We start from the raw sequence: 18,136 nt of genomic DNA, 5'->3' as shown, positions 1-18,136 counted from the left end.
TTGCCTGCGATAGCGATATCACATTCAACACCTATTTTTCAGGGCATACACACATGAAGATCAGCCGCCAAGCCTACGCCGACATGTACGGCCCCACCGTCGGTGACAAGGTCCGCCTGGCCGACACCGACCTGTTCGTCGAAGTCGAACAGGACTTCACCGTCTACGGTGAAGAAGTCAAATTCGGCGGCGGCAAAGTTATCCGCGACGGCCAGGGCCAGAGCCAACTGCTCGCCCATGAAGTGGTCGACACCTTGATCACCAATGCGCTGATCATCGACCACTGGGGCATCGTGAAGGCCGACGTCGGCCTGAAAAACGGCCGCATTCATGCGATCGGCAAGGCCGGCAACCCGGATATCCAGCCCGGCGTGACCATGGCCATCGGCGCCAGCACCGAGGTGATTGCCGGTGAAGGCATGATCCTCACCGCCGGCGGCATCGACAGCCACGTGCACTTCATTTGCCCGCAGCAGATCGAAGAAGCGCTGACCAGCGGCGTCACCACCATGATCGGCGGCGGCACCGGCCCTGCGACCGGCACCAACGCCACCACCTGCACCTCCGGCCCGTGGCACCTGGCGCGCATGCTGCAAGCCAGCGATTCGTTCCCGATGAACATCGGTTTTACCGGCAAAGGCAATGCCAGCTTGCCGGAACCGTTGATCGAGCAGGTCAAGGCCGGGGCCATCGGTTTGAAGCTGCACGAAGACTGGGGCACCACACCCGCCAGCATCGACAACTGCCTGAGCGTTGCGGACGAGTACGACGTGCAGGTCGCGATTCACAGCGACACCCTTAACGAATCCGGCTTCGTCGAAACCACCCTGGCCGCGCTCAAGGGTCGCACCATCCACACCTACCACACCGAAGGTGCCGGTGGCGGCCACGCGCCGGACATCATCAAGGCCTGCGGCTTCGCCAACGTGCTGCCCAGTTCCACCAACCCGACGCGGCCGTTCACGCGCAACACCATCGATGAGCACCTGGACATGTTGATGGTCTGCCATCACCTGGACCCGAGCATCGCCGAAGATGTGGCCTTCGCCGAAAGCCGCATCCGCCGCGAGACCATTGCCGCCGAAGATATCCTGCACGATTTGGGCGCGTTCTCGATGATCAGCTCCGACAGCCAGGCCATGGGCCGTGTCGGCGAAGTGATCACGCGCACCTGGCAGACCGCTGACAAAATGAAAAAGCAGCGCGGCCCTTTGCCCGGCGACGGCCCGGGCAATGACAACTTCCGCGCCAAGCGCTATATCGCCAAGTACACCATCAACCCGGCGATCACCCACGGCGTCAGCCATATCGTCGGCTCGATCGAGGTGGGTAAGTGGGCCGACCTGGTACTGTGGCGCCCGGCGTTTTTCGGCATCAAGCCGACCTTGATCCTCAAGGGCGGCGCGATTGCCTCAAGCCTGATGGGTGACGCCAACGCCTCGATCCCCACGCCGCAGCCGGTGCACTATCGCCCGATGTTCGCCAGCTTCGGCAGCTCGTTGCACGCCACCAGCCTGACCTTCATCAGCCAGGCCGCCCAGGACGCCGGGTTGCCCGAGGCCCTGGGGTTAAAAAAGCAGATTGCCGTGGTCAAGGGCTGCCGCGATGTGCAGAAAACCGACCTGATCCACAACGATTACCTGCCGGATATCGAGGTTGACCCGCAGACTTATCAGGTCAAGGCCGACGGCCAGTTGTTGTGGTGCGAACCGGCTGATGTATTGCCCATGGCCCAGCGCTACTTTTTGTTTTAGGTCGCACGGGAGACGACACCCTCAGCCATGTCCAGCGGATGATCGAGCAACTCCTGACGGGTCAGCGTCTCGATCAGCGCGGCGTCTTTAATCTGCAATTGCAACTGAAGTTCGCCGGACCGATGCTTATAAAGTGCCTCGGTGATCGCGTTGGATTCAAACCTGCTCCGCAAGTCCGCCAGCTGATCGTGCAAGGGATGGCGCAGAGCGTCAAATTGCACGGCGTATTTACCGGTCAGGTAATCCTGCCAAAAGCCCCTGGACAGCAGCGCCTGAAGCTCTTGCGCAGAGTTATCCAGGGCTTTGATCGTGTCATAGGCAGTATCGAGCATCGATGCGGTCACGCCGCCCAGCTTGATATGCCTGACCTGCTGCGGCTGCCCCGGTAGCTGGAGCCGATCCTTGAGGCCGTAACGATACGCCAGTCGGATCTCAACCTCTTCGGCCAGGCGCTGGGTATGGGGCACCTTATTGGCTACCGACACGCGGGGGTCATTGACGATGGCCTCGCTGCGCTGGATATCCGCCGACGCGATCTTGTCTACTTCGTGCAGGCGGAACAAACCTCTGGATAACCTTGCCAGTTGCACGCCCTGGGTCTGATCCGTGGCCTGCAAACGAGCCTTGTAGGCCATTGTGCGCACTTCCAGGTTGCTGAAGGAGAAAGCTGCAAGGTCGCAACATCCTGGCTCACCGGCCAGGTCGAGGAGTTCCTTGCGCAGGGTTTCCGATTCGGCGGTGTCCTGGGTGATGCTTTCGATCACTTCCCAGACACGGCGCTGCAAGTCGGCGTGGCCGGCACCCGCCGGTTCCAGACGCTCAAGGATGTCGAAAAACGGGGCAGCCCTCGGAGCGCGCTCCAACGCCACCCATAGGGGCCGTTTGCTACTCGCCTCTTGCGTGGACATGCCTTGGGCCCAACGCAGAAATGGATCCTGCGCGCCAGCTGTGGGGGCCACACGGTTAGGGGCAATATCAGCCGTCAACCGGAGCATGTTCGGAAGACCCTCAGACATCAGCCCAGCCTCCTCAAGGCGCCGGCTGTGTTCGCGGACTTGTTGCCGGGTTTGCTCGGTCAAAGGGTTCTCGCCGATATCCGTCACACGAGTCACGCGCTCCGTCTGCGCCAATTGCTCATCCGACGGTGCAATGACTGAGTCCGGGATAGTGGTAATACTGTTTTGGCTCAGATCTACCCATAGCAGGTTCGTTCGTTCAACCAACCCCGCAGGCCAGGTATCAATCCCTGTATTTTTCATCTGCAAGGTACGCAAATCCGTCATTTGGCTGAAATCCGGCGTCAGGCCGAGGGGGTTATCATTGAGCATCAAGTCACTGAGTGTCGCTCGCGAGGACAGTAAGGCAGCCGACTCGGCAGTCAATCGGATTCGGTTGTTTTGCAGCGACAAACGGGCCAACTCGTTCATATTCCCCACGGCTGGCGGCAACTCGAACAAATGGTTATCCGACATGTCCAGCCAGCGCACACCTTGGCAGTGCGCCAGGAAACCTTCTGGTGACGTACGCAGGTTCAGGCGGTTCAGTTTCAGTGACGTCGGGCGAATGAAATTCGCGCCAAGGTCGGGCAGGCTCGACAGGCGCAACCCACTGAGGTCCAGTTCGACGTCGATGAGTGTGGCGTCGTTGCTCAAAACGAGGGGATTACCCGCCCTCCAGCAGCTCATGATGCGTTGCCTGGCGCGATCACGATCGTTGAACTCCAGCAGGCGCTCATTTCGCCCGACGCGCTCGTTACTCTGACGCTCGTTGGAGAGGTTCCAGGCTTTTAACTGACGCTTGAACGCTTTGAATTCCTGCTCACGCTGGGCCAACTCTGCATCGGCGCGCTCGCCCAGCGCCCAAATCATCTTCCGAGAAGTTTGCACGCTGTTGTCGGGATAGAGTTCCTGCATGACCCTGAGCCTTGGATTACCACTGTCAAAGGCGCCATCAAGGGCGCCTTGCAAAAGTTCGGGCCGCGTGCGCGTCAAGGTCTCCCAGTAGCGATCGAACTGCTGCCAATAGTCGGCAGGAAACTTATTGTGCTCAAGCATGACGACGTTGTTTGTCCGAACGATCGCTTCAAGCTGCTCAGGCGGTGGTGTCAAATGCTGTGGTGGAACCTCCTGCAGGCGGTTTTCGGACAAATCGACACGTCTCAATCCAGTCAGTGCGGTTAATCCCGAGGGCCACTGCTCAATCTGCGTGTTACTGAGGTTCAACTCCACCAGATTTGGCATACCGCTGACATCGGGGGCAGCACCCAGCGGGTTGCTGCGCAGATCAAGCGTGACAAGGGCGCTGAGGTTGCTCAGCATACGGCTGGTTGGTGGAGTCAACTCAAGATTATTACCGGTCAGGTTCAACGAAGTCAGGTAGCGCATTTCACCGATAGCACTGGGTAACTCGGTAAGCCGGCAACCGATCAGGGCCAAATGCTTGACGTGGGTGAACGATGTAAGGAAAGCATCAGTCTTGCCGGTCCAGCCGCTACCGTAGATCTCAAGCCCCTCAACATGGCTGAAGTCGACGCTTAGCAGTGGTAGTTCCAGATCGCCCCTCATCATCAGCTTCAGGGGGCCTTCACTCATAAGCCGCCAGTGACTCTTGATCTCGCGCGCGATATCGGACGCACCGGGAAAATCGGCATCCCAACCATCAGCACGCGGCGGCCCACTGGCGTAAACCCAGGCATCCAACTCCCTCGTAAACGTTTTGAACTCAGCCTTCCAGTGTTTCAACCCACCCTCGACGTCGTCGCCCAAAGTGCGGACAAACGCATTGACTGCCTCCTCGTCCATCAAAGGGAACAGATCGGTGACCTGCTCGTGTACTAAATCGACATCGCTATCGACATCACTGGCCGCCTGTCGGCTGGACCCGCCGCCACCACCGAGTAATCTCAGCGTCGAATCAATCGTCGGTTTGCGCACCGGATGCTCCAGCAACACCGTGCGCAGCGGCTCACGAGGCAAAGGCGACTGCTGGATCGCTGTCTTCAACTGCTGTGCATCGGTGAACCCGAGGCTCTGGCGTTCGGCGGTGGACAACAGGTCCCAGGTTGCCCCAAAGAAGTCCCTGGGCATGGGCGCCTCGAATAAACCATTGTCCTTGAGCACCAGGGCCTTGGTGGTGGTTGAATCCGGGGAACCGATAGCATCCAGCAACGTGCCTTGGGCCGAGTAGTGACGCAACTCCACCCGCGTTCCACGCTGCCATCCAGGCAAGGTTTCCAAAGTGCGCAAGGCGAGGCGCTGGCTGTCGATGCTTGCCAGAGTGTCCAGGTGCAGGCCTTCATAGGCACGCGATACCCGGGTTTCCTGCTCAAGCCACCTCGCCTGCTCAATACGTTCCTGGGGCAGAAACCCGGTATCTCGAAAGGTGTGCAACTGTTCAACGCTCAGCCTTCTGAGCAACTCAGTAGCCATCGACGCTGGCAGCCTGGGGTAAGTCGCCATGAGCAGGCGCACATCAGGATCGTTCGTGGCATTCAAGGCTTGATAGCGCTCTTCGACCAGCGAGCCCTTAAAGGTATCGACGACATTGGCGATGTGTTCACGCAGCTTGCCGGCCCGCACCGCCAGCGACTCTTCGGCACTGCCAGGGATGTCCCGGAGCGTGGGGTCCACGCCTTGCAAGCTGAACAGCACCTCATTGAGCCACTCACCGCTCGCCAACTGGTTGTCACGGACCACCACTACGCGTTTGGGGGCAGCTGCGAAGGTCTCCTCCCACAAAATCCTGTTGTGGCTGTCCATGACCCGCAGCGGCGCATCAGGCAACATCCCTCGTCGACGCATGATTTGCAGCAGCAGCGTGAGGTCCGCCTGGGCATAGACGGCCGAGTCGCTGCTTCTCAATTGCTCGACAAACGTCGTCAGTGCCTGATGAGCCTTGAAGTGCTGGATCGTGTCATCCAACAACAAAGGCACCGGGTCATGCTCAACAAAGGTCTGGCGCAAGACGTTTTCCTCGACACCGCTGGCCATACGGGCTTGTTCCAGCGTCGCGGAGTCAAGCCCACGCTGTTCCAGCCCCAGGCGCCTCATCAGGGTCGGTTTGTCCCAGGTCAGCGGTTGCTCGATTTCATGGCTCCAGGCGCCAGCATGGTTATGCTCCAACTGCGGCTCATACGCACCAGGGCGGCTGGGGTGCTGGATGCGATACTGCCCAGTGACGGGGTCCTGCCCAACTCGATAGTGGTCACCCTCATGGTGCAAAATCAACTGGCCGTCGTGCGAGTAAAGGCCCAAAGCGTCTGGCTTGGCGCCTGTGTCCAGCTCGACAGGCGCCTTATAGGGCGCAAGATCAGGCTTCCACAGGCGGATCTTGCCGCCGGGCAACGTGACGGCTTTGAGCCGTTCAATGAAGGGGGACACTGTGAAGCGCAACGCCACCGCCTGCGCCGCCAGCGTCGCCAGGTTTTCCACCACGTCGGTAACATGCGCCCAACCTGCCTCGCGGTCGCCTTCACTGAGTTCGACCGCACCCTCAAAGACCTCGTAAAGCAGCTGACCGGCCATCACCCCGGCCATCACCAGGCCCAAGGGTGGCACGGCCATCCCCACCAGGTTCAGGCCGAACATGCCGATACTCAGGTAATGGGCTGCACGCCTTGAACTCGATGCCTTGTCAGCAGCCTCAGTGCTCACGGCCTGGTGTTGGGCATCGTTAAACAGTCGCGTGCGCAGACTGGCATGGCGATACACCCACAAGTCCGCAGCCCGCCAGAGGCCAGCGATTTCGATGGCCTGAATATTGAATTCGGGGGCTTTTATCGGAACGCGTACGGTCGGTTGCGGCTCCCCCAGCGACGAGCCGGAGGAAAAGAATGGGGCCGTCAGTAAACGCCCCCATTCCGAACGCAGCGCCTGTGAACCGAACGGTTGCGGTGGCGCATCCACCACGAGTTCGGTCAGCCTGCGGTAGTAGTAAGCGCGATCCTTATAGGCTACAAACTGGGCAAAAAGCTGCTGGTATTGCGTGGTTTGTACCCCCATGGAGCGGTCGGCACCCTGGCTGACGCTCGCGGTCAGGTGATCAGTCAATTCGTTGCGAAACTCATTAAACGTTTCATAACGCTTGATGGGGTGCTCGAGGTGGTCAGGAATATAGACGATAACCCAGCTCGAATAACGCTGCTTGGCGCATGGGGCGATGATCAGGCAGTCATGCAGGTGCAGGTTCATCAGGCTCAAGCAGCAGTAACCGACCGGCTGGTTGCCGATCACGATGTGCTTTTCGCCAGCCGTCACACGCATCAGCAAGGTGTAATCGGTGGTACCGATATCACCCTTGAGCAAGGCCAGATACGCCGCCGCCTTGAAGGCATCTTTCTGATGGCGGATGAAGCGATCCCGAAACTCGGCACGGGACCGTACATCATCAGGTATCAACTGCGCCCTGAGGTGAGCCTGGTATTGACTCCCCAAATCGAGATCACGGCATAACTGGGCGAACTCATGAATTTTCAGGGTCGTGGTGTGGCGTTCAAAGTGCTCGCGAGTATCCGGCTCGGTGATAAATCCCGAAACGCTATCGTAAAAACCGTCCTCGGCCTCCCGCGCCTCAAAGTTGCCCAGGGCAGCCTTGAGCAAGGAGAACGTCTTGACCCTGGAACCGCCGGTTTTTTTGCCAAAGGCGTCTTCAACCGGAACATACAGGCGCAACCAGGTTTGATTGACGTCCAGCGCATAACCGGCAGCCTTTAATGCCGCTTCCAATAACGGCTGGGCGAATGCTTCCAGCGCCTGGACTTTGCTTAGGGATTTCTCCAGCTCATTCAGGGAGTGGCAACGGCTCTCCAACAGCGTCTTGAGCTGATCCTTCTGCGATTGAGACGTGGCGTCGTACCAAGAGGGGATATTCGCGGGGGTCTGTTTGAGGGCCTGGCGCCGCTCAGGTGAACTGCTGACCAGGCAGGACGGGATCGCCTGTTTGATTAATTCGTAGTGTTGTCCCTGTTCACCGGGCGGGAGCGTGGAGGGGGCAATAACCTGAAGTTCGAGCATGGGATGACAACCTTGTGGTGAGAAAGATTGTCATCCTATGCAGTGCGTTTTTTTGCTGGAGCTAACTATTTAGCAAGCTCGAAAACTCATCGGGTCAGCTCGTTCAGAAGTGCTCACGGGGGTCGAAAGCGGCCTTTTCAGCCAGCGCCTGCCACAATGCCTTGACCTCATCGTCTGCAGCCTTAGGCATCACAGCCTTGAGCTGGATAAACAGATAACCGCGTTGCCCGGCCTTGTTCAACAAGCCATGGCCCTTTGCGCGCATGCGTTGGCCGTTCTGGCTGCCGGCCGGCACCTTGAGGTTGATCTTGCCGGTAAGGGTCGGCACTGCGACTTCCGCGCCCAACGCCAGCTCCCACGGGGCCAGCGGCAGGTTGATGATCAGGTTTTCGCCATCCACCTCGAACTTGGCGTGCGGCGCAAACTTGATGATCAGGTACAGGTCGCCATTGGCACCACCGCCCACACCCGGTGCGCCCTGGCCCTTGAGGCGGATGCGCTCGCCATCGGCCACACCGGCCGGAATCTTCACATTCAGGCTCTTGACGGTATTGCTGACATGCCGGCCAGACGCATCGTATTGCGGCACCTGGAAGCTGATCTGCTTGGACTCGGTGGACAGCGTTTCCTCAAGGGAAACGCTCAGTTGCATCTCCACATCCTGGCCCTTGCGCCCGGTAGGACGGCGCTGGCCGCCGCCAAAGGCGTCGCCGCGCGCGCCGAAGATCGAGCTGAAGAAGTCCGAGAAGTCGCCCGTGTCCTGGCCACCGCCATAACCACCACGGCTCTGCCAGCCCGGCGGCCCCTGGAACGGCTGGCCATGCTGGCCGTATTTACGCAGCTCATCGTACTCGGCGCGTTTGTCGGCGCTTTTGAGCGCCTCATAGGCTTCGGACGCGTCCTTGAATTTCTCTTCGGCGTCCTTTTCCTTGCTCACGTCCGGGTGATACTTGCGTGCGAGCTTGCGATAGGCGGCCTTGATTTCCTTGTCATCGGCGCTCGGCTCGACACCCAGAATCTTGTAATAGTCTTTGAAATCCATCGGCAGTTCACCATCCTTAATCGAGATCGCACAGCCCGGGGCACAACGTGCGCTGCTTTGCACCTGTTGAGTGGTGTGGCCTGGGGGTGCGTCAAAGTGTTATCGGCGCTAGCCGTATGCAACAGATGTGGGGGCAAATACCCAACTTTCAAGCACGATTTAGCGGATAGTCGGCCTACGCATCTGCGCGCGAGTGACATACACTGCGCGGCCGTTTTTTAACCGGAACCTGGAAGACATGAACAACACATCCCCAGCCCGTGCCTGCGGCATCGACTTCGGCACGTCCAACTCCACCGTCGGCTGGATCCGCCCCGGCGAGGAGACGCTTATCGCGCTGGAGGACGACAAGATCACCCTGCCGTCGGTGGTGTTCTTCAACTTCGAGGAGCGCCGCCCGGTGTACGGTCGCCTGGCGCTGCACGAATACCTGGAAAACTACGAAGGCCGGCTGATGCGCTCGCTCAAGAGCCTGCTGGGTTCCAAGCTGATCAAGCACGACACCAGCGTGCTCGGCACGGCCATGCCGTTCACCGACCTGCTGGCGCTGTTTATCGGCCAGCTCAAGAGCCGCGCCGAAGCCAACGCCGGTCGCGAGTTCGAAGAAGTGGTGCTGGGCCGCCCGGTGTTCTTCGTCGATGACGACCCGATGGCCGACCAGGAAGCCGAAAACACGCTGGTGGATGTGGCGCGCAAGATCGGCTTCAAGGACATCTCGTTCCAGTACGAGCCGATTGCGGCCGCGTTTGACTATGAGTCCACCATCGAGAAAGAAGAGCTGGTGCTGATCGTCGACATCGGCGGTGGTACGTCTGACTTCTCGCTGGTGCGCCTGTCGCCGGACCGTCGTCACAACGACAACCGCCAAAGCGACATCCTCGCCACCGGCGGCGTGCACATCGGCGGTACCGACTTCGACAAACAGCTGAGCCTGCAAGGCATGATGCCGCTGTTCGGCTATGGCAGCCGCATGAAAAGCGGCGCCTACATGCCCACCAGCCACCACATGAACCTGGCCACCTGGCACACCATCAACTCGGTGTACTCGCAAAAATCCCAGCTGGCCTTGGGCAGCATGCGCTACGACATCGAAGACACCGGCGGCATCGACCGCTTGTTCAAGCTGATCGAACAGCGTGCCGGGCACTGGCTGGCCATGGAAGTGGAAGAAACCAAGATCCAGCTGACCCACGAAGACAGCCGCCACGTGGCCCTGGACCGCATCGAAAAAGGCCTGAGCGTCGACCTGAGCCGGGCATTGTTCGAGTCGTCCATCGACGCGTTGCTGGAGCGTGTGCGCAACAGCGTCACGCAACTGCTTAACGATGCCTCGGTGAGCGTGGCCCAGGTGGACACGGTGTTCTTCACCGGCGGCTCCAGCGGCATTCCGGCACTGCGCCACAGCATCTCGGCGATGCTGCCGAATGCACGGCATGTGGAAGGCAATATCTTCGGCAGTATCGGCAGCGGTCTGGCGATTGAGGCGAGCAAGCGTTACGGCGCAATGGAGTAGATCGTTCCCACGCTCCGCGTGGGAACGCATCCTGTGACGCTCCGCGTCACGACGTCAACAGCGGACGCAGAGCGCCCAGGGCAGCATTCCCACGCAGAGCGTGGGAACGAGCTAAAGGGCCAGTTAAACCATCCCCGCCAGCTTCAACTCACTCTTCAAATACGCATAATAAATCGGCCCCGCCACCACACCAGGCAGGCCGAATGCGGCTTCAAACACCAACATCGCCAGGAGCAATTCCCAGGATTTGGCACTGATCTGCCCGCCGACGATGCGCGCGTTGAGGAAGTACTCGACCTTGTGGATCACGATCAGATACCCCAACGCCGCCACCGCCACCCAGATCGACAGCGACAGCGCGACGATGGTGATCAGGGTGTTGGAGATCAGGTTGCCGATCACCGGCAGCAGGCCGACCAGGAAGGTCAGCACGATCAGGGTTTTGGTCAAAGGCAGGTGAATGCCGCAGAGCGGCAACACAACCGCGAGAAAAATCGCAGTGAAGGCCGTATTGAGTGCAGCAATCTTGATCTGGGCGAAGACAATGTTACGAAACGCCTGGACCAACAGGTGCAGGCGGTCGAACAGCGCGGCCGCCAGGGGTTTGCGTTTGGTCAGGTCGGGCACGCGCTGCAGGGCGATAATGGCGCCGAGCACCATGCCGATCAGCAGGGTGACGAACATGTGGGCGGCGTCTTTGCCGACCAGTTGCAGCTCGCTCAGGTGTTTGCTCAGCCAATCGCCGATGGCCACGCGGAATTCGGCGGCACTGGCGGGCAGGTAGGCGTCGACGAACGGCGGCAGTTGCCCGCGCGCGCGGTCGACCACGCCCATGAATTTGTCCAGGGAAGCCCCGGGGTTTTCCGCTTCGTGGAGCAGAAAGCTGATGGCGCCGGCAAAGATCAGGGTCAACACGCTGACGATCAAGGTGCCCAGCAACGCTACTGCCAGCCAACGCGCACGCCGGCCTTCAATCAGTCGCTGCAACTGCGGGGTAAGCATGTTGACCAGTTCATAAACCAGCAGGCCGGCCAGCAAGCTCGGCAACAGCTTGAGCGGCAGGACCAGCAATAGCCCGCCGAAAATGATGACGCAACTGACCAGCAACAACACGTGACGCTGAGAAAACGTTGGCATACAGCCTCAAAACGAACGGCGTTAAAGGATGGGCAGTCTGCCAGCCTTGAGGGAATCAAGCGAGAGGTCTGAATTGTGAACACCGTCAGTGTGGGAGCTGGCTTGCCTGCGATGGCATCACCTCAGTCTGGCTGATGCACCGCGGCGTCTGCATCGCGGGCAAGCCCGACTCCCACATGGGATCTATGTTGTTAGCTGCCTTTGAGGCAGGTGCTCATAAAGGTTTTACGCGCATCGCCAGCCAACGCCTTGGTTTTCGCCGAGGCATTGCAGTCTTTCATTTTCTGCTGCTGTGGGGTCAGGGTCTTGGCATCGTTGGCAGCTGGCGCCGACAGGCAGGTCTTCATAAAGGCCTTGCGGTCATCACCTTTGAGCGTCTTGGTGGTCGCTTGTGCATTGCAGGTGGTCATTTTATTTTGCTGGGCTGTGGCAGCGAAGCCTTGGGAACACAGCAGCAGGCCCATCATCAACAACGGAATACGCAGCATCTTCATGGAGTTTTCTCCCTGTTACCGCACCAAAGGGGCACGGCCTACGCAGCAGTGTAGTCAAAACCTGTTACATCTTCAGCGTCCGCGAATATTCGACCGTCGGTACTGCTCCGGGGTGCAGCCGGCGTGACGCTGGAACATGGCGATAAACGCCGAGGCCGTGCTGTAACCCAAGTCAAAGGCTACATGTTGCACGCTGCGGTCGCTGTCCAGGGCTTCGATGGCGGCAAGATAGCGCAGGCGCTGGCGCCATTCGCCGAAGCTGATGCCCAGCTCGCGCACAAATTGGCGTGCCAAGGTGCGCTCACTCACATGCACCTGCTCCGCCCACTGCGCCAGCGGGCGATTGTCGCCAGGGTCGGCCTGCATGCCTTCGAGCACGCCGAGCAGCCCGGGGTGGCGCGCGTAAGGCAGAAAGCAATCATGCATCGGTGCCTGTTTGAGCTGGTCCACCAGCACCTGGGCCAGGCGTATATCGGCCTCACTTTGAGGAACATTGACGTCACGCTGGGCAAAATCGCTGAGGATCGCCTTGAGAATGTCACTGATCGCCAAGGTGCACGGCGCCTGCGGGAGTTGCGCGCACAATGCCGGGGCCAGGCCCACGGAGCGATACACAATCGCCTGGGCGTTGTAGGAGCTGTGCTCGGTATTGGGTGGGATCCACACCGCGTACTGCGGAGGCGACATAAAGCGGCTGCCGGCCACCTCCATGCGCATCACGCCATTGGCCGAATAGTCCAGCGAGCCCCAGCCATGCCGGTGCGGCGTACACTCGGTGTCGGGCGCAAATTCGGAGTAGCGGAAGTAGACCGGACTCGGCAGGCTGCGAAAATCCGCGAGGCGTACGGTGTGTCTGGCCATATTGTCTGGATACAAAGGTCGGTTGTCTGGATCGCAGTATAGGCTTCTATCCAGACAGGGGGATAATCGCGGCTCATCAACACACCTGGTTTCTTTCGATGCAATACGCGTACCCCCTGCTGGCCATCTTTATCTGGGCCGGCAACACCGTGGTCAACAAACTGGCCGTGGGCTCGATCTTCCCCGCAGAAATCGGCTTTTACCGCTGGTTGCTGGCGGCATTGCTGTTTACCCCATTCATGCTCAAGCCGGTGCTGGCCAACTGGGCGCTGATCCGCCCGAACCTGGGCAAGATCTTCATCCTCGGCGTGCTGGGCATGGCGGTGTATCAAAGCCTGGCCTATTACGCCGCGACGCTGACCAGTGCCACCAACATGGGCATCATCCTGTCGCTGATGCCGTTGATGTCGCTGACCGCTGCCATCATCAGCCTCGGCCAACGCCTCACCTTCGGCGCGCTGACCGGCGCAGTGCTGTCGTTCGCAGGCGTTGTCGTAGTGGTATCAGCCGGCAGCCTCGGCGCGTTACTGCAACACGGGCTCAACCTGGGTGACGCCATGATGCTGTTCGCCACCCTGGCCTACGCGGTCTACAGCACCCTGCTGAAAAAATGGCATTTGCGCCTGCCGCCGCTGGTGTTGCTGTATTTGCAGATACTGGTGGCGGTGGTGGTGCTGTTTCCGCTGTTCCTGTTCTCGGCCAAGGCCGGCTTGAGCTGGGCGAATATCCCACTGGTGCTGTACGCGTGCCTGCTGGCGTCGATGCTGGCGCCACTGGCGTGGATGCACTCGGTGAAACACCTGGGGCCAAGCCGCACCACACTGTTTTTCAACTTGCTGCCGTTGATTACCGCATTGATTGCGGCGGTGGTGCTGAAGGAAAAACTGGCGATGTATCACTTGGTCGGCGGCTTGCTCACCTTGGGTGGGGTGATTTTGTCGGAGCGTTGGATTACGCCGGTGCGCCGTGAGGTTGGCGTCGCCTGACAGATCGCTATCGCAGGCAAGCCAGCTCCCACATTCGACCGGGTTCCAACTTTGGAATGGGGCCAACTGTGGGAGCTGGCTTGCCTGCGATGAACGATAACCCGGTCTCCCTGTTAAACCCCAGCCGCCTTCAGCCGCCGCGCATGCTCGACAAACAACCGGATCGGCTCCGCACCTTTGCCCACCAACCCCAAGGATTGGTTGACGATATCGAAGTGATCCAGGGCGTAGTCATCGCCGATGACCGTGCCCAGGTGCGAGCTGTAGCGCCCGACCATGCCGTCACACTGGCCCTTCTCGCGCACAAAGCTGCGGGCGAACAACCGGCAACTGCGATTCGTGCCGTCCAGCAGGTTGCGCCCACGATCGGTCTTGCCCGGCTGCAAGGTGCCGGACCACGAGTAATAACGCACGCCATTGACCACTTCGGCGCCCTGCCCGCCCCAGGTAGCGGGCAGCCCTTGAGGATACTGGCGGTTAAACAACGCCACACCGGCACTGGTCAGCGAATGGTGCGAAGCCTCTAGATCGGCCTTGAAGCGCGGGCCGCGATAGCCGGTTTCCAGCAGGCCCATCCACCAGGCAACCAGGTGAAACACCGCGCTCATCAGCCTGCCTTTCACGCTGTCAGCCGGGTAATGGGCGTGGATATGGTCCGCCAGCTCCGAGCCATGGTTGGGGCCAGCCACCGACGTCACTGACGCCACCCACTCCGGGCGCCTGGCGGCGGCATAACGCGCGGTGAGCGCGCCCTGGCTATGGCCGATCAGGTTGACCTTGTCGGCGCCGGTCTCGCGACGAATCTGCGCAATGTGTACCAACAACTGCTCGCCACGCACCTCGCTGGAATCCAGCGGCGCCACCTGAACCGCAAATACCTGCGCCCCACCCGCCCGCAGCGCCGGGACAATCCCGTACCAGTAAGGGAAAAAGCCTACGCGCACAAAGCCCAGCATGCCGGGTACCAGCACCAGGGGGTAACGCGTGGCGAGGGAATCGGGCATAGGGCGAACATCCTGGTAGGGGAAGCGATAACGCCATCCTAGACCACCCGACATGACTGCCCCATGACTGTGCCGTTTAGAAGTGTCCGGTCAGGCGGTGTGAAATCCGATAAAACTTTTTGCGCTGCCCGGGACTCACAACTTGGAGTGATCACGCCGACAGAGCGTGGCGCAAAACCGGATTAGCACCAGGAGATTGAGATGACCCAAGCAAACTTGACCGACGTTGCAACCCTGCGCAGCCGCGCCCGCCAGCACGTCGAGAACGGTGCCGTGACCGAAGGCTACGACGCCGACCGTGAGGAAATTATCCGCCTGCTCAATGAGTCGCTGGCCACTGAACTGGTCTGCGTGTTGCGCTACAAGCGTCACTACTTCATGGCCAGCGGCCTGAAAGCCAGTGTCGCGGCCGATGAGTTCCTGGAGCACGCCACCCAGGAAGCAGAACACGCCGACAAACTGGCCGAACGCATCGTGCAGTTGGGCGGTGAGCCGGAGTTCAACCCCGACCTGCTGTCGAAGAACTCCCACGCTCAATACGTGGCCGGCAACACCCTGAAGGAAATGGTCTACGAAGACCTGGTGGCCGAGCGGATCGCGGTGGACAGCTATCGCGAAATCATCCAGTACATCGGTGATAAAGACCCGACTACACGTCGAATCTTCGAAGACATCCTGGCCCAGGAAGAAGAACACGCCGATGACATGGCGGATATTCTGCAGGACCTGTAACGCGCTTCACCGCTGAACCCCATGTGGGAGCGGGCTTGCCCGCGATAACAATCTAACAGTCAGTGCCTGTATCGACTGTTACAGCGCTATCGCAGGCAAGCCAGCTCCCACATTTTTTTGCGCCGGGTCCTGATCGTTCCCACGCTCCGCGTGGGAATGCATCCAGTGACGCTCTGCGTCACATCACCTTTAGGAGCGGACGCTTTACTTAACGGTTTTCGGCGCCTTGCCTTCCTTCATCTGTTGCAGCAACGGTGCGCACTGGTTGGGCTCGTCACCGCTCGGAGCGACCAACGCCAGCAACCCGGCCGCCGGGCCGGCGATTACGCCCAGCGCGACCATGCCGGCACCCCGCAACATCAGCGGCACGGCCTTTACACCCGCATTAGGCTTGATAAACGGGCCATTGACGTACAACGGTGAACGCAGGGAGAACAAGCGAAAGCCCTTGGACTCTGGCGTGATGGTCAAGTCCAACTGCTCGGTCGCCATGTTCGCCGTGCCATCGATATAGATAATCGCGTTCTCGGTATCGAACACAAACAGCCGCGTCGTCGCCAAACCCGTCTTGATGCCAAAGTCTGCCGCCGCGCAGTTGATCTTCACTTCCTTGTCGCCAAACAAGCGGCCCACCACGTAGTTGCCCACGTTGAGCCCGGCAATTTCCATCAGGCCGCGGCTGATGGCGCCGTCATTGATCAGCATTTTCAGGTCACCGTTGGAGGTGCCCAACAAGGCCGCCACGGAGTTGCCGCGCCCGGAAATATCAGCGTCGCCGTTGAGCTCACCAAAGCTGGTCTTCATCGGTTCGAACGTCGGGAACAACTGCTTGAGCTTGAAGTTACGCGCGGTCAGCTTGGCGCGGCCTTCCATCGGCGTGATGCGCCCGTTCAAGCGAATCTGCGCATCCAGCTTGCCACCCGCCACGCCAAAGCGCAGGGGTTGCAGGCTCAGCTCGCCATCGTTGAGAACCAAGTGGGTGTAGAGGTCGGTGAACGGCAAGTCGGCGCTGTGCACGATACGTTTGCCGGTGAATTCCACGTCGGCGTCCATGTCGCGCCAGCGCTCGGTGCGGAACTCTTCCACCGGCAGCACTTTGGTCGCCGGTTGCTTGCTCTCGCCACCACGGGCCTTTTGCTTGGCGTTGGAGTCGGCACCGATCAACGGTGCAAGGTCAGTCATCAGCAGTTGGTTGGACACCAGCGTACCGCTGAGCTTGGGGCGTGGCTGGCTGGCGACGTAGCTGAGGTTGCCGTGGATATCACTGTTGCCGATCTTGCCGTTGAAGTTTTCATAGGTGAATGACGCGCCGCTGGCCTCATGCAGCTTGGCGATCAGATGGCCGTCGGTGGAATAGGCCGGAGAATCGGGCAGCGTCACGCCGGTCAGCGGGTAAAGGTTGCCCAGGCTACTACCGGACAGTTTCAACCGCAGGTCCAGGGCACCCAGGTTCAGCGGATCGGTCAGGGTGCCGGCCAGTGCGATGCTGGTGTCGGCGATTTTCACTTGCGCTTGCAGCGGGAACGGCTTGGCCGCGTCCTGCAAGGCCAACAGCCCGCCTATCTTGCCGGTGCCATCGAGTTTCTGGCCGTGGTACTGGCCTTTGACCTTGAGGCCGAATGCGTAGTCCTGCGGCGCCGAGCCTTTTTCCAGGGCCTTCTTGGCATCCGCGTCGCCGACGATTTCACCGAAGGGAATCGGCTTGCCAAGCAGGTCGATGATCACATCCAACTGGGTCTTGAGGGTTTGGTCGTCGAGGGTCACGTGGCCCTTGTCGAAACCGATGGAGCCGATGTCCACCACCCAGCTGGAAGGCTCGGCGTTGGGGTCTTTGGGGTCGAACTTGAAGGTCCAGTTGGCGCGACCGTCGGCAAGGCGCTGCAAGTCGGCGCTTGGCTCGGTGAGGTCGATACGCGGGATCACCACGCGCTGAGCCAACAGCGCCAGGGGCGAGATGCGCAGCTCAACGCGTTTGAGCGTGACCATCTGCGGTTTTTTTGACCAGTCCGGGTTGCCCAGGGTCAGGTCTTCGGCAATCACGTGCGGCCACGGCACCCAGGCACGCCAACCGCCTTCATCGGCCTCGCGCGCCCACACCACGGCGAGGTTGCCATTAATGGCAAACGGGCGATGCAATTCTTCGGAGACCTTGGCATTGAGCGGCGGCTTGATGCGGTTCCAATCAAAGAACACCAGCACCAAGACCACGATAGCGATTAACACAGCGAAGCTGGCGCAGCTCCAAACCACGATTTTACGAGTGCGCGTCATTGCACAGGACTCCTCAACACAGATAGCAAAACTAAAGCTTATAAGGCTACGACTGGCAAACCGCCGGGGGGTTTAACCCGATCAGCGATTTAGTCGCAAAAAGCCACATTCCTGATCGACCAGACAGTTTTCATCATCGACAGCGCACCATTGTTACCCAGGTTCGTGTCGAAAATACCCACCACGGTGCAAAAGCGCGGGCTTGAGAGGCGCGTTCTAGAGCCTCTGCGGGGAACAATCAATTCTGTTGATTATTACCATTGTGTTTATGAACTTTTATATCGACTTCTCGAGAGTAACATTAGCCCTGTACCCACTTTATCGCCCTCCC

11 protein-coding genes are annotated in these 18,136 nt (G+C 59.9%); 4 read left to right on the top strand and 7 right to left on the bottom strand.

The features are described 5' to 3' along the window. Window positions 1-53: 53 nt before the first annotated feature. Window positions 54-1,754 (top strand): urease subunit alpha, encoded by a 1,701-nt coding sequence (gene ureC / locus HX790_RS15520; RefSeq protein ID WP_169986499.1) that lies wholly within the window; start codon window positions 54-56, stop codon window positions 1,752-1,754. Here ureC and HX790_RS15515 read toward each other — a convergent pair. Together HX790_RS15515 and HX790_RS15510 are read right to left on the bottom strand one after the other, a co-directional pair. Next, complete coding sequence (locus tag HX790_RS15515; protein ID WP_176991762.1) at window positions 1,751-7,765, bottom strand: dermonecrotic toxin domain-containing protein; 6,015 nt, start codon at window positions 7,763-7,765, stop codon at window positions 1,751-1,753. The genes ureC and HX790_RS15515 overlap by 4 nt on opposite strands. Before the next feature lie 103 nt (window positions 7,766-7,868). Continuing rightward, a complete protein-coding gene (locus HX790_RS15510) occupies window positions 7,869-8,807 on the bottom strand; it encodes a DnaJ C-terminal domain-containing protein (RefSeq protein ID WP_169986503.1) in 939 nt (312 codons plus the stop codon). Between the two features lie 238 nt (window positions 8,808-9,045). Between HX790_RS15510 and HX790_RS15505 the strand changes: the two genes are divergently transcribed. Continuing rightward, window positions 9,046-10,320, top strand: a complete 1,275-nt coding sequence (locus HX790_RS15505) for an Hsp70 family protein (RefSeq protein WP_176991761.1) — start codon at window positions 9,046-9,048, stop codon at window positions 10,318-10,320. Between the two features lie 123 nt (window positions 10,321-10,443). Here HX790_RS15505 and HX790_RS15500 read toward each other — a convergent pair whose 3' ends face one another. From HX790_RS15500 to HX790_RS15490, 3 genes are all read right to left on the bottom strand, one after another. After that, window positions 10,444-11,457 (bottom strand): AI-2E family transporter, encoded by a 1,014-nt coding sequence (locus tag HX790_RS15500; protein ID WP_017136784.1) that lies wholly within the window; start codon window positions 11,455-11,457, stop codon window positions 10,444-10,446. A gap of 191 nt (window positions 11,458-11,648) precedes the next feature. Then, window positions 11,649-11,951 (bottom strand): PsiF family protein, encoded by a 303-nt coding sequence (locus HX790_RS15495; RefSeq protein WP_017136785.1) that lies wholly within the window; start codon window positions 11,949-11,951, stop codon window positions 11,649-11,651. Between the two features lie 72 nt (window positions 11,952-12,023). Further along, entirely contained in the window at window positions 12,024-12,812 is a 789-nt protein-coding gene (locus HX790_RS15490) for a helix-turn-helix transcriptional regulator (protein WP_017136786.1), read from the bottom strand. Window positions 12,813-12,910: 98 nt separating this feature from the next. Here HX790_RS15490 and HX790_RS15485 point away from each other — a divergent pair, with 98 nt between their 5' ends. Next, on the top strand, window positions 12,911-13,798 hold the full coding sequence (locus HX790_RS15485; RefSeq protein WP_176991760.1) for a DMT family transporter: 888 nt from the start codon (window positions 12,911-12,913) through the stop codon (window positions 13,796-13,798). A 113-nt stretch (window positions 13,799-13,911) separates the two neighbouring features. On the opposite strand, the gene HX790_RS15480 is transcribed toward HX790_RS15485, so the two are convergent. Next, on the bottom strand, window positions 13,912-14,802 hold the full coding sequence (locus HX790_RS15480) for a triacylglycerol lipase (RefSeq protein WP_017136788.1): 891 nt from the start codon (window positions 14,800-14,802) through the stop codon (window positions 13,912-13,914). A gap of 201 nt (window positions 14,803-15,003) precedes the next feature. Between HX790_RS15480 and HX790_RS15475 the strand changes: the two genes are divergently transcribed. Then, the gene (locus HX790_RS15475; RefSeq protein ID WP_017136789.1) at window positions 15,004-15,534 is read left to right on the top strand and encodes a bacterioferritin; all 531 of its coding nucleotides are present in this window, start codon (window positions 15,004-15,006) and stop codon (window positions 15,532-15,534) included. Window positions 15,535-15,738: 204 nt separating this feature from the next. On the opposite strand, the gene HX790_RS15470 is transcribed toward HX790_RS15475, so the two are convergent. Further along, on the bottom strand, window positions 15,739-17,805 hold the full coding sequence (locus HX790_RS15470) for an AsmA family protein (protein ID WP_017136790.1): 2,067 nt from the start codon (window positions 17,803-17,805) through the stop codon (window positions 15,739-15,741). Window positions 17,806-18,136: the final 331 nt, after the last annotated feature.

Origin of the sequence: Pseudomonas sp. IPO3747, assembly GCF_013385245.1 — a bacterium.
GTDB classification, from domain to species: domain Bacteria; phylum Pseudomonadota; class Gammaproteobacteria; order Pseudomonadales; family Pseudomonadaceae; genus Aquipseudomonas; species Aquipseudomonas edaphica.
The sequence above is the reverse complement of the archived record's forward strand: the minus strand, read 5'-3'. Positions and strand labels throughout refer to the sequence as shown.